The 14,216-nt window shown below is 47.2% G+C and carries 13 protein-coding genes; 12 read left to right on the top strand and 1 reads right to left on the bottom strand.

Annotated elements, in window-relative coordinates:
• The first annotated feature begins 307 nt into the window (after window positions 1-307).
• The 5 genes from EV211_RS01410 (at window position 308) to EV211_RS01430 (ending at window position 5,108) form a co-directional block, all read left to right on the top strand.
• Entirely contained in the window at window positions 308-808 is a 501-nt protein-coding gene (locus EV211_RS01410; RefSeq protein ID WP_133527644.1) for a YbaK/EbsC family protein, read from the top strand.
• Between the two features lie 1,482 nt (window positions 809-2,290).
• Entirely contained in the window at window positions 2,291-2,731 is a 441-nt protein-coding gene (locus tag EV211_RS01415; RefSeq protein ID WP_133527645.1) for a 4Fe-4S dicluster domain-containing protein, read from the top strand.
• 22 nt (window positions 2,732-2,753) lie between these two features.
• On the top strand, window positions 2,754-3,320 hold the full coding sequence (locus EV211_RS01420) for a 5-formyltetrahydrofolate cyclo-ligase (protein ID WP_133527646.1): 567 nt from the start codon (window positions 2,754-2,756) through the stop codon (window positions 3,318-3,320).
• Window positions 3,310-4,251, top strand: a complete 942-nt coding sequence (locus EV211_RS01425) for an AEC family transporter (protein ID WP_243108527.1) — start codon at window positions 3,310-3,312, stop codon at window positions 4,249-4,251. The genes EV211_RS01420 and EV211_RS01425 overlap by 11 nt, the downstream gene beginning before the upstream one ends.
• Window positions 4,252-4,289: 38 nt before the next feature.
• Window positions 4,290-5,108: an Mrp/NBP35 family ATP-binding protein gene (locus EV211_RS01430; protein ID WP_133527647.1), complete on the top strand. Its 819-nt coding sequence runs from the start codon at window positions 4,290-4,292 to the stop codon at window positions 5,106-5,108.
• 59 nt (window positions 5,109-5,167) lie between these two features.
• On the opposite strand, the gene cysK is transcribed toward EV211_RS01430, so the two are convergent.
• A complete protein-coding gene (gene cysK, locus EV211_RS01435) occupies window positions 5,168-6,100 on the bottom strand; it encodes a cysteine synthase A (RefSeq protein WP_133527648.1) in 933 nt (310 codons plus the stop codon).
• A 169-nt stretch (window positions 6,101-6,269) separates the two neighbouring features.
• Between cysK and EV211_RS01440 the strand changes: the two genes are divergently transcribed.
• From EV211_RS01440 to EV211_RS01470, 7 genes are all read left to right on the top strand, one after another.
• The gene (locus EV211_RS01440) at window positions 6,270-8,843 is read left to right on the top strand and encodes a translation factor GTPase family protein (RefSeq protein ID WP_133527649.1); all 2,574 of its coding nucleotides are present in this window, start codon (window positions 6,270-6,272) and stop codon (window positions 8,841-8,843) included.
• Window positions 8,844-8,905: 62 nt separating this feature from the next.
• Complete coding sequence (locus EV211_RS01445; RefSeq protein WP_133527650.1) at window positions 8,906-10,306, top strand: aminopeptidase; 1,401 nt, start codon at window positions 8,906-8,908, stop codon at window positions 10,304-10,306.
• An 11-nt stretch (window positions 10,307-10,317) separates the two neighbouring features.
• A complete protein-coding gene (gene nudC / locus EV211_RS01450) occupies window positions 10,318-11,145 on the top strand; it encodes an NAD(+) diphosphatase (RefSeq protein WP_133527651.1) in 828 nt (275 codons plus the stop codon).
• Between the two features lie 10 nt (window positions 11,146-11,155).
• Window positions 11,156-12,061, top strand: a complete 906-nt coding sequence (locus tag EV211_RS01455; RefSeq protein ID WP_133527652.1) for an NAD(P)/FAD-dependent oxidoreductase — start codon at window positions 11,156-11,158, stop codon at window positions 12,059-12,061.
• 95 nt (window positions 12,062-12,156) lie between these two features.
• On the top strand, window positions 12,157-12,861 hold the full coding sequence (gene pyrH, locus EV211_RS01460; RefSeq protein ID WP_133527653.1) for a UMP kinase: 705 nt from the start codon (window positions 12,157-12,159) through the stop codon (window positions 12,859-12,861).
• A gap of 12 nt (window positions 12,862-12,873) precedes the next feature.
• Entirely contained in the window at window positions 12,874-13,431 is a 558-nt protein-coding gene (gene frr / locus EV211_RS01465; RefSeq protein ID WP_456298055.1) for a ribosome recycling factor, read from the top strand.
• Window positions 13,432-13,491: 60 nt separating this feature from the next.
• Window positions 13,492-14,214 (top strand): isoprenyl transferase, encoded by a 723-nt coding sequence (locus EV211_RS01470; protein ID WP_133527655.1) that lies wholly within the window; start codon window positions 13,492-13,494, stop codon window positions 14,212-14,214.
• Window positions 14,215-14,216: the final 2 nt, after the last annotated feature.

Below are 14,216 nucleotides of genomic sequence, written 5' to 3' on the forward strand. Positions count from 1 at the left end.
GAAATATAGAAAATTAATAAATTATAGCACAACATATTGCGTAAAATGAGAAAACTGCTCAGCGTAATTCTTACCTTTATTATGTATATATTGGCCATAAAGTTACTTTTAGGTTACCAAAATACGTTGAAAACTAGTAATATCAATGGTTGGAGAGGCTGACGCCGTAACCATCGTTAATTTCCATGAAATCTGAAAAAATACATCGAATGGTGTTACCTAGAAATAACTGTGATATAATATAAGGTTAATGTATTGTCAAATATGTCAAATTTGATGTAAAATAACACTGGGAGGCTGATAGAAAATGGATAATAATGAAACTAGATTATATGAAATATTTAATGAAACAGGGATCACTGATTATGTGGTCCATGAGCATGATGCGATTTTTTCCACAGAGGATGCTGAAGAAAAAGGTTTGATCATGGAAGGCCTTAACTTGAAAAATCTTCTGATCAAAGATAAGAAACGTGGGAATTATTATATGCTGATCATGGATGACAATCATCATATGGATACCAAGCATTATAAGCAGGTGACAGGTTGGACCAAGATCAGATTCTCTACTGAGGAGGAAATGTGGGATCTGCTCCAGCTGAAACCCGGATCGGTCACTCCATTTGCTTTGTTTAATGATGTAGATAAACAGATCACCGTGGTACTGGAGAAGATGATCGTAGATGCTTCTGATGATGAGCTGGTCAATTTTCATCCATGCCGGAACACGGCGACACTTTCATTAAAGAAAAAGGATTTTATGAAGTTCCTTGACTATGTGGGTAACAAAGTTATAGAAGAGCAATGACCGTCAGGAGAGAACTGCTGGCCGTAAGCAAAAAATGGTAAAGTAAAGGGGCGGTTGTGACCAAACAACCGTCCCTTCGTCGATAATAATTTCAATTCACAGCGTTTAAAAAAACACTTCCTTCTTTTCGGTAACTATAAAGTAACACACTCCGCAGCACTTGTCAATAGAAATAGTTAATTTTGGGTTACTAATATCTCAACTATATTTCACAGGGCGCAGCTAAGGTAACCGACAGTCTGATAAGGCAAAAAGTATACAGGATATTTGTTAAAATACCATTGACTATTGAAGTAAAAATGTTATACTTTATCTACTCAAAGCGATAAAGCGATGAAGAGCAAGGGATGAAGTAGAAGCCTTTGCGTAATAAGTCTCATCCGTAGGGATGTGGCGTATGAAGGAGGGTGAGTCCACCAGAGGTGAATATTAACAATCATAGAGATTAGTATCAGCTGTATAGTTGGATCTGTGGTTATCCGGCAGGAACATGAAACGTGAAACGGGAAGCAAGGATCAGGGAACATAGGAGCATGTACCAGGAAACATAGGAGCGTGAACCAAGGGAACGTAGGAACGAGAAACAGGTGACGTAGGAACGGGAAACAAGGGACATGGAACGTGAGCCAGGAGTCGTGGAACATGGAACGTGGAACAGAGAACGGAAGCCGAGGATCTGTGCCAAAGCAGAAAGTTATGATAATCCGCCGTGAGGCTGGATGATAGATAAGACGGACGCTTTGGAGGGAATTAATATATGCAGCTGATACTTTTTTATTGCAATTGATGATCACGACCGGGCAGGAAGTCCGGCTTTTTTATTTGCTGATAAAAGTAATTTGGAGGCAAAATAAATTCCACAAACTTTGGATACTCACAATAGAAAAGGGCCCTTGCCATTAGCAACAGCCCTTAAAACAATCGATCCATATTTAATTTTCTTTTCAGAAAACATATCGTAATCTATGTCAATTTTTCTTCCTATCTATAAATCAACCTCGGAATACTGCTTTGCCACGTTCTCGTAGCTCCAAAACTCATTCTGCAGTTTCCACAACTGTATTACGATAACTATTGTGGGCTAGCGTCCTGCTCCAGCAACTTCTCTTATCAAGTAGTCGATCAGTGCTTTCCGGTAGGTTATCACCTGCGCCCGTTTCAGTCATACTGTCTGATTTCTAATCCTACTGATCAAGTTCCTGAAGCGAAAGGCTACGCCCTGATATGTCTCCTGGTCCGGTAATTCTATGCTGCATTGGCCCTCACTCCTTTCTTTCTTTCTTCTGGATGTACTTTATTTAGTACATCTTCTATGGCTACATAGTAACGCTTTAACGCAAGAAAGTCAATAGCTTTATTGAAAATACCAGAAAATACCAAGATTTACCTTGGCTTCATGATGTTTACTTAAAATGATATTCATGTTATTATATTCTCTGTATCGTGGCAGCGTAGCCACGGAGAAATCGAGGAGTCAAAATTATGCAATTATTAGAAAGAGTACCTGATTGTAATGGTTGCGGTGCCTGCGTCGTCGGATGCAAGGACCGCTGTGTCAAGATGATAAAGGATGAAAACGGATATTTCAGACCGGTGGTAGACGAGGGCGGATGTAACAAATGCAACAACTGCATTCTGTACTGCCCGTTGTACAATCCGGTGGAATTGCCTGAGTTCAGCCAGTATTACGACTATAGCGACGACTATTATAACAGAGATATGCCTAAGACATACAGAGCTACTTTGCGCGAGGCCAAGACAGGGAAGGTTACGGAATTTGCAGGGACCCTTTGTCAGATAGCGGGACTTAAGTCGCTGATGGGCGATAAGCTCAGACCTAATCTGAAGCTTTATCCGCTCCATTGCGACCCTGATGAACCTAAGAGACCTGAATGTGTGAAATGCCAATATATTAAAAGGTAAGCAGCATTTAAGAAAGGCAGATATGGAAGTTAAAGAAAGAAAAAAAGAACTCAGAAAGAAGATCAGAGTCATCGACCGTTCTCTGACGCCTGACTATTGCCGGGAGGCAAGCAGGATCATCTGTCAGAAGATAACGAGGCTGGAAGAGTACAAAAAAGCCAGCATGGTATTCTGTTTTGTCGGCGTAGGCGCAGAGCCGGACACGACGGCTATAATAGAAGACGCCCTGCACCGGGGAAAACGCGTATGCTTACCTTTGTGTATGGATGACACGACTATGCAGGCTATGGAAATCACCGACATTGACAAAGATCTGGTGCCGGGGGCTTATTATGACATACCGGAGCCGAGGCAGGGCCTGCCTGTAGTAGATGCCTGCGACATAGACTTCGCACTGATACCCTGCGTTACCTGCGATCACAAAGGCAACCGCCTGGGTCATGGTAAAGGCTATTACGACAGGTATCTGGCGGATACGGGATTCCGTAAGGCTATGATATGCTATGAGAAGCGTACTGTCGCCGAGGGCGAGATTCCTGTGGAAGAATTTGATAAGACCATAGAAACGGTGGTCACTGATGCTGAATAATTTCATCGTATGTCTGGAGGCAGTACTGCCAATGTTCATTCTCATGGTCATAGGCATCTGCGTCAGACGAGGAAAACTCCTGACCAGGGACGAGGTCAGAAAACTGAATCATATGGTATTCGTTGTGTTTTTCCCGCTGATGATGTTCGAGAATCTCTACGGAGCTGATATCAAGGACGCCCTTAACGTGAAGCTGATAATCTTCGGAGTAGCCTGCGTGCTGGGTGTGTTCTTTATTTCCATGCCTGTAGTTTTCCGCATTGAAAAGAATTCTCAAAGCCGGGGTGCCATGATACAGGCCATATACAGAAGTAATTTCGTGATCATGGGCATACCTGTGGCTATGAATATTTACGGCAGGGGAAATCTGGCTGTGACGGCTATGATGGTAGCTATCATCGTGCCTTTATATAACGTAATGGCAGTCATCACATTGGAAACTTTCAGGAAGGGAAAGCTGAAGCCCTGGCGCATAGTCAAGAGTGTTCTGACTAATCCTCTGATCATTGGAGCATTCGCCGGAATAATTTCGGTTGTTTTCAATATCAGATTGCCGGGTATATTAGAATCTGTGGCCAGCGATATGGCAGGGGTGGCAACACCTATGGCCCTGATCATTCTGGGGGCATCCTTTGACTTTCAGAGTCTGGGCAGAACGGCGAGGAATACCGTGGTTTGCGTCATTGCAAGGCTCGTAATAGTGCCGGGCCTATGTCTGTCACTGGCGGCATACCTGGGGTTCCGAGGGATAGACTTTGTTACTCTGGTAGCTATGCTTGCGGCGCCTACGGCGGTATCGTCATTTACCATGGCAGAAGACATGGGAAGCGATGGGGAACTTGCAGGGAACTGCGTAATATTCTCATCGGCAGCAGCGTGCTTTACCATGTTCCTTTGGTTGTTTATATTTAAAAACATTGGAGTGTTTTGATAAATTATATTGATTAATAATAAAGGAGAAAAATAATTATGGCAGATTGTAATCACGATTGTGGTTCTTGCGGTGAAAACTGCGAGGAAAGGGAAAATCCGGGGATCCAGAAGGCTCCTATGAATAAGGAGTCCAACGTCAAGAAGGTAATCGGCGTAGTCAGCGGCAAGGGCGGCGTAGGTAAATCCTCCGTAACCTCCATGCTGGCAGTAGCGGCTCTCAGACAGGGCAAGAAGGTAGCGATACTCGATGCTGATATCACAGGGCCGTCAATACCTAAAATCTTCGGCATAACTGATAAGGCAACAGGTTCGGACGACAGGATCGTACCGGCTGTAACAGAGGGCGGCATCAAGATAATATCTCTGAATATGTTCCTTGAGAATGATACGGATCCTGTAGTATGGCGTGGTCCAATGCTGGGCGGAGTCATCCAGCAGTTCTGGAGCAATGTAGTCTGGGGAGACATAGATGTAATGTATGTGGATATGCCTCCGGGAACAGGCGATGTAGCCCTGACAGTTTATCAGAGCCTGCCTGTTGACGGAATGGTCATTGTCACATCACCTCAGGAACTGGTTTCCATGATCGTTGCCAAGGCAGTGAAGATGGCGGAAATGATGGACATTCCTGTAACAGCTATAGTTGAGAATATGGCATATTTCAGATGCCCTAACTGCGGTATGGAACATAAGATCTTCGGCGAAAGTCACGTGGCGGCACAGGCTGAGAAGTTCGGTATCGAGCACATAGCCAGCCTGCCAATAGATTCCGATCTGGCTGAGGCCTGCGACAAGGGTACTATAGAGAAGTATCACAGCACGCCTATACTTAAGCTTGCAAAGGAAATGGAATAATAACAAAAGAAAACCGGCGTTGTAAGACGTCGGTTTTTTGGTGGAAAAGTCGAAGTTTATCAGTCTGCGAAGAGTGGCGTTGACAGATAACGGTCGCCTGTATCAGGCATGAGAACTACTATATTCTTGCCTTTGTTTTCCGGGCGCTTAGCCAGTTCTATTCCTGCCCACAGAGCGGCTCCGGCTGATATACCAACCAGTATGCCTTCGTTTTTGCCCATGAGCTTTCCTGTTTCGAAGGAAGCGTCGTTTTCTACGGCGATGATCTCATCATAAACGCCGGTATCCAGTACTTCAGGCACGAAACCTGCGCCTATGCCCTGAATCTTATGGCTTCCGCCTACGCCCTTGGAAAGAACAGGGGAGGAGGCCGGTTCAACGGCCACGATCTTAACATCAGGCTTCTTGGATTTCAGATATCTGCCGACTCCTGTTATAGTACCGCCGGTACCTACGCCTGCTACGAAGATGTCCACATGGCCATCTGTATCCTCATATATCTCAGGGCCTGTAGTATCGAAGTGGGCCTGAGCGTTGGCCGGATTTACAAACTGACCCGGAATGAAACTGCCCGGTGTCTCGGCAGCCAGTTCGTCAGCCTTTTCGATAGCGCCCTTCATGCCCTTGGAGCCTTCAGACAGAACAAGTTCAGCACCATAGGCTTTCATGATCTGACGTCTTTCGACAGACATGGTCTCAGGCATAACTATGATTATCCTGTAACCTCTGGCAGCGGCAACTGAAGCAAGGCCGATACCGGTATTCCCTGATGTTGGTTCTATGATAACAGAGTCAGGGCCCAGCTTACCGGACTTCTCTGCATCATCGAGCATAGCTCTCGCAATGCGGTCCTTGGCAGAGCCTGCCGGGTTGAGATACTCAAGTTTAGCAAGGATCTTAGCATCCAGGTTGAACTTCTTTTCGATATTTGTCAGCTCCAGCAGAGGCGTGTTCCCTATAAGCTGCTCAGCTGATGTGTATACTTTAGACATTTATTATTACCTACCTTTCCGATATGTTAATATGATTATAGCATCAAAAAGCCTGTTGTCAATAGTTTTTTCGAAAATTTGTCGGGCATATATGGGGCATCGGATATTTATTTGTAGGCTTATTCGTGTTACAATAGTTCCAACGACTTTAAAGTGATGGGAATGAGATATGAAGAAAATTACTATAGGCATTCTGGCCCACGTAGACTCAGGCAAGACTACGCTGTCAGAGGCCATGCTATATAAAACAGGAGAGATAAAAGCCCTTGGAAGGGTGGATCACGGCGATTCAGTTCTGGATGGAAATCAGCTGGAGCGGAACCGCGGTATCACCATATTTTCCAAGGAGGCAATCCTGGAGTGGGATGATATCTATGTGTCGCTGCTGGATACGCCGGGCCATGTGGATTTTTCCGCGGAAATGGAACGGACTCTGTCGGTGCTGGACTACGCCATACTGGTCATAAGCGGCAGCGATGGCGTCCAGAGTCATACTAAGACTCTGTGGAAACTGCTGGCCCATTATAATATTCCGACGTTTATTTTTGTGAACAAGATGGATCTGGCGGCAGGTACAAAGGCTGACCTGGCTGTGAATCTGGCGGAGGGTCTCTCTGAGGCCTGCGTGGACATGACCAGTGGCAGCGGCGAGACTTTCTTCGACGATATATCCATACACAGCGAAGTGCTGACAGAGAAACTTTTGAACAAAGGTACTCTTACGGATGACGATATAGCCTCGGCTGTGGAGAAGCGTGAGATTTTCCCGTGTTACTTTGGTTCAGCTTTGAAGCTTGATGGCATTGATGAGTTGCTGGCTGGTCTGTCACGGTTCACCAAGGCAAAAACGCCCGGGAAAGACTTCGGCGCCAGGGTATTCAAGATATCCCGGGACGAAGCCGGCGTCAGGCTTACCTTTGTTAAAATCACAGGGGGAAGCGTACGCATAAGAGACAGCATCAACGGGGAAAAAGTCAACTCCGTCAGAATATATTCGGGAATGAAGTATGAACTAAAAGACGAAGCGGGCCAGGGTATGGTCTGCGCGTTGACAGGCCTGACCAAAGCTAAGATAGGCGACGGCCTTGGAAATGAGAAGACTGGAGATGACGACATACTGGAGCCTGTCATGACCTATGGTGTCGTGCTGCCCGAGGGCAAGGACCCAAACGAGGCCTTAAGGCAGCTTATGGAACTGGCCGAGGAGGATCCTAAACTGTATATCAGATGGAACGATGAGACTCAGGAGATAAATGTTCAGGTCATGGGCGAGATACAGCTTGAGATACTTAAGAGCCTGATCATGGAAAGGTTCGATTTCTCTGTGGACTTCGATCAGGGGAAGATAGTATATAAGGAGACCATCGCTGATACAGTAGAAGGAGTGGGACATTACGAGCCTCTCAGACATTACGCCGAGGTACATCTGGTACTTTCTCCAGGAGAAAGAGGCAGCGGACTGACATTCACAACCAGCTGCAGTGAAGACGACCTGGACAGAAACTGGCAGCGGCTTATTCTGTCACATCTGGCAGAGAAGGTACACAGAGGGGTCCTGACAGGGGCTCCTGTAACAGATATGAAGATGACCCTGGCGGCAGGCAGGGCAAGCCGCAAGCATACAGAAGGCGGCGATTTCAGACAGGCTACGTACAGAGCTGTAAGGAACGGTCTCATGAAGGCTGAGAATATTCTGCTGGAGCCCTGGGCAGCTTACGAGATACAGGTGCCTACGGAGAATGTCGGCAGGGCCATGTCTGATATACAGAAGATGGGCGGCACCTTCGGCGAACCTCAGTCCGGTGAAGAATTTTCCATAATAACAGGCAGAGGCCCGATTTCTGAACTGAAGGATTATCAGAGACAGGTGAACACTTATGCCAGAGGTCTTGGCAGATTCAGCTTCAGCATGGATGGGTACGAGGCCTGTCATAATCAGGCTGCGGTGATCGCAGGGTCTGACTACGAGGCTGAGCGGGATGTGAACAACAGTGCGGATTCCATATTCTGCAGTCACGGATCGGGAGATCATGTCAAGTGGGATCTGGTAGAGGAATATATGGATCTGCCTTCGGTACTGAAGGATGAAGATCCAATGGAAGATGTTGAATATGTGGCCCGGAGGGCCAGGGCATATTCAGGAGTCATGGCCACAGACAAAGAACTTATGGATATTTTCGAGCGGACTTACGGGCCTGTCAGAAGCAGGCAGCCGGGATCGCCGGGGGCCAGAAATAAAGTCGTAGCTCACGGTAACGCAGGCGCCGGAGAGCAGATGCCGCGACCGCGGAAAAAGAAAGCCAGCCCTTTGAGCGGGCCCACTTACCTTTTGATCGACGGATATAACCTGGTGCACGCATGGGACGAGCTTGACGACCTGGCAAGGACGGATTTTGCCGCAGCCAGAGAACGGCTGATCGACATCCTCTGCAATTATCAGGGATTTACGGAGTATGTAGTAATAGTGGTATTCGACGCATATAAGGTCAAGGGCGGCATAGAGTCTTCGACTAAGGTCAGAAATATCAACGTAGTTTATACTAAGGAGGCGGAGACCGCCGACATGTATATAGAGAGGGTGACTCACCAGATGGCCGGGAAGAAGAAGGTCAGAGTAGTGACATCCGATGGATTGGAACAGCTGATCATCATGGGGCACGGAGCCCTGAGGACGTCTTCCAGGGAGTTCGTGGAGGAGATCCGAAAGGTGGAGAAAGCCATATATGATGCTTTCAGTCAGTAACGGTGGGTATAGTAACTATATGTAAACAATGGACGTCTGAGGACGCCGGAAAGGAAAGATATATGAAATTACAGAACACATGGGAGAAGTATACAGATAAAGACGTGAAGGCCTGCAATGATTTCTGCGTAGGTTATATGGATTTCCTCAGCCAGGGAAAAACTGAGAGGGAATGCGTGGAGATAATCAGGAGGGATATAGAGAAAGCCGGATACAAACCGCTGGATTCATTCAAAGAACTGAAGAAGGGCGATAAGGTATACAGGATAAACATGGGCAAGGGTGTCGTTATGTTCAATATAGGCGAGGAACCTGTGGAGAATGGTATGAACATTCTGGGAGCTCACATCGATTCGCCGAGGATGGACGTGAAACAGAATCCGCTATATGAAGACGGCGGTTTCGCATTTCTGGATACGCACTATTACGGCGGTATCAAGAAGTATCAGTGGGTGGCTCTGCCCCTGGCCATACACGGCGTTTTTGTCAAAGAGAACGGCGAGAAGGTCACGGTCAATGTAGGCGAGAAGGACAGCGACCCGGTATTTTTCGTTTCGGATCTGCTGATCCATCTGGCACAGGAACAGATGGAAAAGAAGGCGGACAAGGTGATCGAGGGCGAGGCGCTGGATATCGTTATCGGCAATAAGCCTATCAAGATAGATAAGACAGCCAAGAAGGATGCTGATGAAGAGGGTCCGGTAACCAAGGCCATCCTGGCCATACTGAAGGATGAGTACGGAGTGGTCGAGGAAGATTTCATTTCAGCCGAACTTGAAGTAGTTCCGGCAGGCAGGGCAAGAGAAGCAGGCTTCGACCGCAGCATGATCCTGTCCTATGGCCAGGACGACAGAGTCTGTGCATATACTTCGTACATGGCTATGCTGGAGGTAGAGGCAGTCAGGCGTACTTCCTGCTGTATCCTCGTTGATAAGGAGGAAATCGGCAGCATCGGAGCTACGGGCATGGAGTCGAAATTCTTTGAGAACACGGTGGCAGAAGTCCTGAACCTTATGGGAGACTATAATGAACTGACTTTGAAGAGGTGTCTTGCAAACTGCACTATGCTTTCATCAGATGTGAGCAGCGCCTACGATCCGACATACCAGTCCAGCTTCGACAAGAAAAACGTGGCTTATCTGGGAAACGGCATGGTCTTCAATAAATTCACAGGAGCAAGGGGAAAGAGCGGCTCTAACGATGCCAACGCTGAATATCTCGGCCACCTGCGCAAAATTTTCGCTGAAGAAAACGTAAATACTCAGATGGCGGAACTGGGCAAGGTGGATCTTGGCGGAGGCGGTACTATCGCTTACATTCTGGCTCTATACGGCATGAATGTCATAGACAGCGGTGTGGCTGTGCTGAATATGCACGCTCCATGGGAGGCTACCAGCAAGGCTGACGTTTATGAAACAAAGAGAGGCTACGTAGCATTCCTGAATAAGGCTGAAAGGCTGTAACGGTAGATAATATGATACAGGATATAGAACCTAAGAAAATGAAAAATCAGTTTGTTGACACCCAGGTAGAGAACAGCGACAGCGTCTTTGCCTTTGATGGGGAACAGCTGGTGATACATAAAAATCGCGAAGGGATACTGACCTTGCCCGAACGCAGGGGCATGAAGGGTGAAAACGGTGACTTTACCTATCTCTTTGCCATAGACAATACAAGATACTTTTTGTACAGGAAGGAGATCGAGGCCCTGCCAATGGGCTTTGAAACAGTCAACGTCAGAGGCCTGCGCCAGATAACGTCCAAGGATGTATGCTTCGCGGCGGCCACGGCTTACCACCTTTATGTCTGGTACCGTGACAATAAAATCTGCGGCAGATGCGGCGTGATACTGGTCCATAGCGATGCCCAGAGAATGTTGAAATGCCCCGTCTGCGGCAATGAAGTCTACCCGAAGGTGGCGCCGGCAGTCATAGTGGGCGTATGCGACGGCGATAAAATTCTGCTTACAAAGTATGCCGGCAGGGCATATAAAAGATACGCCCTGATCGCAGGCTTTACGGAGATAGGCGAAACCGCTGAGGAAACGGTGAAGCGCGAGGTAATGGAAGAAGTCGGGATCAAGGTCAAAAATATCAGATATTACAAAAGCCAGCCATGGGGCACTGACAGCAATCTGCTGCTGGGATTCTTCGCGGATCTGGACGGATCCGGAGAAATAAGCCTTGACAGAGAGGAACTATCCACAGGGGAGTGGTTCCCAAGGGATAATATTCCCGTTGAAGACGACGGCATCAGCCTCACGAGAGATATGATAGAGGCTTACCGCTCGGGAAAGTATTAGAGGTAACATAATGTACGACATAGTTATAATCGGAGCAGGGCCGGCAGGCCTGACAGCGGCCATCTACGGACAGAGAGCAGGAAAGAGCACTTTGGTACTTGATGAAAAGGGCCACGGCGGTCAGATCGTAAATACGCCGGACGTTGAAAACTACCCGGGAATCAAGCATATTTCCGGAATAGATTTTGCCAACGATCTCTACGAACAGGCCCTGGGCCTGGGAGCAGAGGTCAGGACAGAGAAGGTCACAGGCATAACCGGGGATCAGATCAAGACAGTGACTACAGGCTCAGGAGCCTATGAAGCCAGGGCTGTGATCATAGCCACCGGCGCCAAGAACAGAGTACTGGGATTTGACGGCGAGGTCAGGCTCACAGGCTCGGGTGTATCATACTGCGCCACCTGCGACGGAAACTTCTTCCGCGGCAAAGACGTAGCTGTTATAGGCGGGGGAAATACTGCCCTTGAGGATGCGGAAGTCCTTGCAAACATTGCGAACAAAGTTTATCTGGTGCACAGGCGCGATCAGTTCAGAGGCGATCAGGCTACAGTAGACAGACTGGCTGCAAAGGAAAACGTAGAATTCGTATTGGATTCGGTGCCTCTGTCAGCTGAAGGAGAGTTCATGGTAAGCGACCTTCTGGTGAAAAATGTCAAGACCGATGAAGAACGTAAACTGGATGTCCAGGGAATATTCGTAGCGGCCGGACAGGTGCCTGATAATAAGGATTTCGAGAATGTAGCCGAACTGGATAAGACTGGATATGTCAGCGCTTCCGAGGATTGTCACACTAAGACTGACGGTATTTTCACGGCGGGAGATTGCCGCACGAAAAAGGTCAGACAGCTTACTACGGCGGCGGCCGATGGAGCTGTGGCTGCTTTGGCTGCTTCTGAGTATATCAATCAGCTGTAGAAAGAGAAAAAACTAGTTAACATGACACGCTTACTTATGGTATAATATTTCTATGACCGACATGGCGCGGCCAGTAGTAAAAGTAAGGAGCGAATATGGAACCTAAATATAAAAGAGTGCTTTTGAAAATCAGCGGAGAAGCCCTTGCCGGAGAAGACAAGACAGGCATCAATGTGGAAATGACCGAGAAGGTGGCTAAGGAAATCAAACAGCTGAGAGAACTGGGAGTTGAAGTAGCCATAGTTGTAGGCGGAGGCAATTTCTGGAGAGGCAGAAGCAGCCAGGATATGAATCGGGAAACTGCCGATTACATAGGTATGCTGGCCACAGTCATGAACAGCCTCGCTTTGCAGGATGCCCTTCTGGCGGAGGATGTACCTGCACGGGTGCAGACATCCATAACCATGAGAGAAGTAGCTGAGCCGTATATCTGGAGGAAAGCTCTGAAGGAGCTGAGCCAGAAGGATGTGGTGATTTTCGGAGCGGGAATAGGTGAACCTCATTTCTCTACGGATACTGCAGCAGCTCTCAGGGCCGTCAATATCCAGGCGGACATTATACTGCTTGCCAAGAATGTAGACGCTGTATATTCAGATGATCCGGCCACCAATCCGGACGCTGTGAAATATGATGAACTGACTATGCGTCAGGTCATCGATAAGGATCTGAAGGTAATGGATCTGACAGCCGCAACGATCTGTATGGAGAATAACATGACGATCCAGGTTTTCGGCCTGTCAGCAGAAAACAGCATGGTCCGCGCAGTCTGCGGTGAAAACATCGGAACACTGATAAAATAATGGAGGTATATTATAATGAGTCACTCACATAAGAATCTAGAAGAGAAAATAGAAAAAACCATGCAGGTCCTGAAAGAGGATCTGAACACTGTAAGAGCAGGCAGAGCCAACCCGGCATTGCTTGACAAGGTAATGGTGGACTACTACGGAACGCCTACACCTTTGAAGAATCTTTCGAATATCTCAGTGCCTGATCCGAGATCACTTCTGATCACGCCTTTTGATCCTAAATCAGTAGGCGACATCGAGAGAGGCATCAATACTGCTAACATCGGTATTACGCCAAACAACGACGGAAAATGTGTAAGACTTGAGATACCTCAGCTGACTGAGGAGAGAAGAAAAGAACTTACCAAGACTACCAAGAAAATGGGAGAAGACGCCAAGGTAGCTCTCAGAAACCTGAGAAGAGAGTCCAATGAAAGCCTGAAGAAACAGCAGAAGGACGGAGATCTGACTGAGGACGATCTGAAGGAAGAACTGGATAAGATACAGAAGACTACAGATAAGGCAGTCAAGGATATAGATGCTCTGGTAGCTGCCAAAGATAAGGAAATACTTGAAGTATAATTGATGAAATTTTGATGATGTGGCTGTAATTGAGCAGCCACATTGAATTATGAGGGAAAAATGCTTGATTTAAACAAGATGCCTACACATGTAGCTATTATCATGGATGGTAACGGCAGGTGGGCAACCAAACATAAGGTTCCAAGGCTGGCGGGACATAACGCCGGAATGGAATCCATGAAGGAAATAGTAAGATGCGCGTCAGACCTGGGAATCAAATACCTGACGGTGTACGCTTTCTCTACAGAGAACTGGAAACGGTCTGAGGATGAAGTCTCCGGCATATTCAAACTGCTGGTGAAATTCGTCAAACTTGATCTGGACGAATTGGATGAGAAAAACGTAAAGGTTAAGGTACTTGGAGACTATAAGGTCATTCCTGACGGAGCGGAGAAGAGTCTGGAACGTACTTTGAAAACCACGGCTGACAATACGGGCATGCAGTTTAATATTGCATTGAACTACGGTGGCAGAGGTGAGATCACCAGAGCGGTCAATCATATCATGGAAGATATGAAGGCGGGCAAATTAGAGGGTCAGATCACCGATGAGATGATCAGCCGTTATCTGTACACAGGCGATGAGACGGGCAATGTGCCTGATCCGGACCTTATCATCAGGACCAGCGGCGAGAAGAGGCTGTCCAACTTTATGTTGTGGCAGGGAGCCTACAGTGAGTTTGTATTTTCAGACGCCCTGTGGCCGGATTTCACACCGGAAATTTTCAAGGAAATGCTGGAAGAATACCAGCATAGGGACAGACGTTTTGGAGGAAGGAAGTAGAA

This window comes from Aminicella lysinilytica (assembly GCF_004362975.1).
In the GTDB taxonomy this organism is placed as follows: domain Bacteria; phylum Bacillota; class Clostridia; order Peptostreptococcales; family Anaerovoracaceae; genus Aminicella; species Aminicella lysinilytica.

Bases quoted from the DNA above. Each gene is read 5' to 3' on its own strand.
- EV211_RS01410 (WP_133527644.1), top strand. From the start codon at position 308: ATGGATAATAATGAAACTAGATTATATGAAATATTTAATGAAACAGGG.
- EV211_RS01415 (WP_133527645.1), top strand. From the start codon at position 2,291: ATGCAATTATTAGAAAGAGTACCTGATTGTAATGGTTGCGGTGCCTGC.
- EV211_RS01420 (WP_133527646.1), top strand. From the start codon at position 2,754: ATGGAAGTTAAAGAAAGAAAAAAAGAACTCAGAAAGAAGATCAGAGTC.
- EV211_RS01425 (WP_243108527.1), top strand. From the start codon at position 3,310: ATGCTGAATAATTTCATCGTATGTCTGGAGGCAGTACTGCCAATGTTC.
- EV211_RS01430 (WP_133527647.1), top strand. From the start codon at position 4,290: ATGGCAGATTGTAATCACGATTGTGGTTCTTGCGGTGAAAACTGCGAG.
- cysK (WP_133527648.1), bottom strand. From the start codon at position 6,100: ATGTCTAAAGTATACACATCAGCTGAGCAGCTTATAGGGAACACGCCT.
- EV211_RS01440 (WP_133527649.1), top strand. From the start codon at position 6,270: ATGAAGAAAATTACTATAGGCATTCTGGCCCACGTAGACTCAGGCAAG.
- EV211_RS01445 (WP_133527650.1), top strand. From the start codon at position 8,906: ATGAAATTACAGAACACATGGGAGAAGTATACAGATAAAGACGTGAAG.
- nudC (WP_133527651.1), top strand. From the start codon at position 10,318: ATGATACAGGATATAGAACCTAAGAAAATGAAAAATCAGTTTGTTGAC.
- EV211_RS01455 (WP_133527652.1), top strand. From the start codon at position 11,156: ATGTACGACATAGTTATAATCGGAGCAGGGCCGGCAGGCCTGACAGCG.
- pyrH (WP_133527653.1), top strand. From the start codon at position 12,157: ATGGAACCTAAATATAAAAGAGTGCTTTTGAAAATCAGCGGAGAAGCC.
- EV211_RS01470 (WP_133527655.1), top strand. From the start codon at position 13,492: ATGCTTGATTTAAACAAGATGCCTACACATGTAGCTATTATCATGGAT.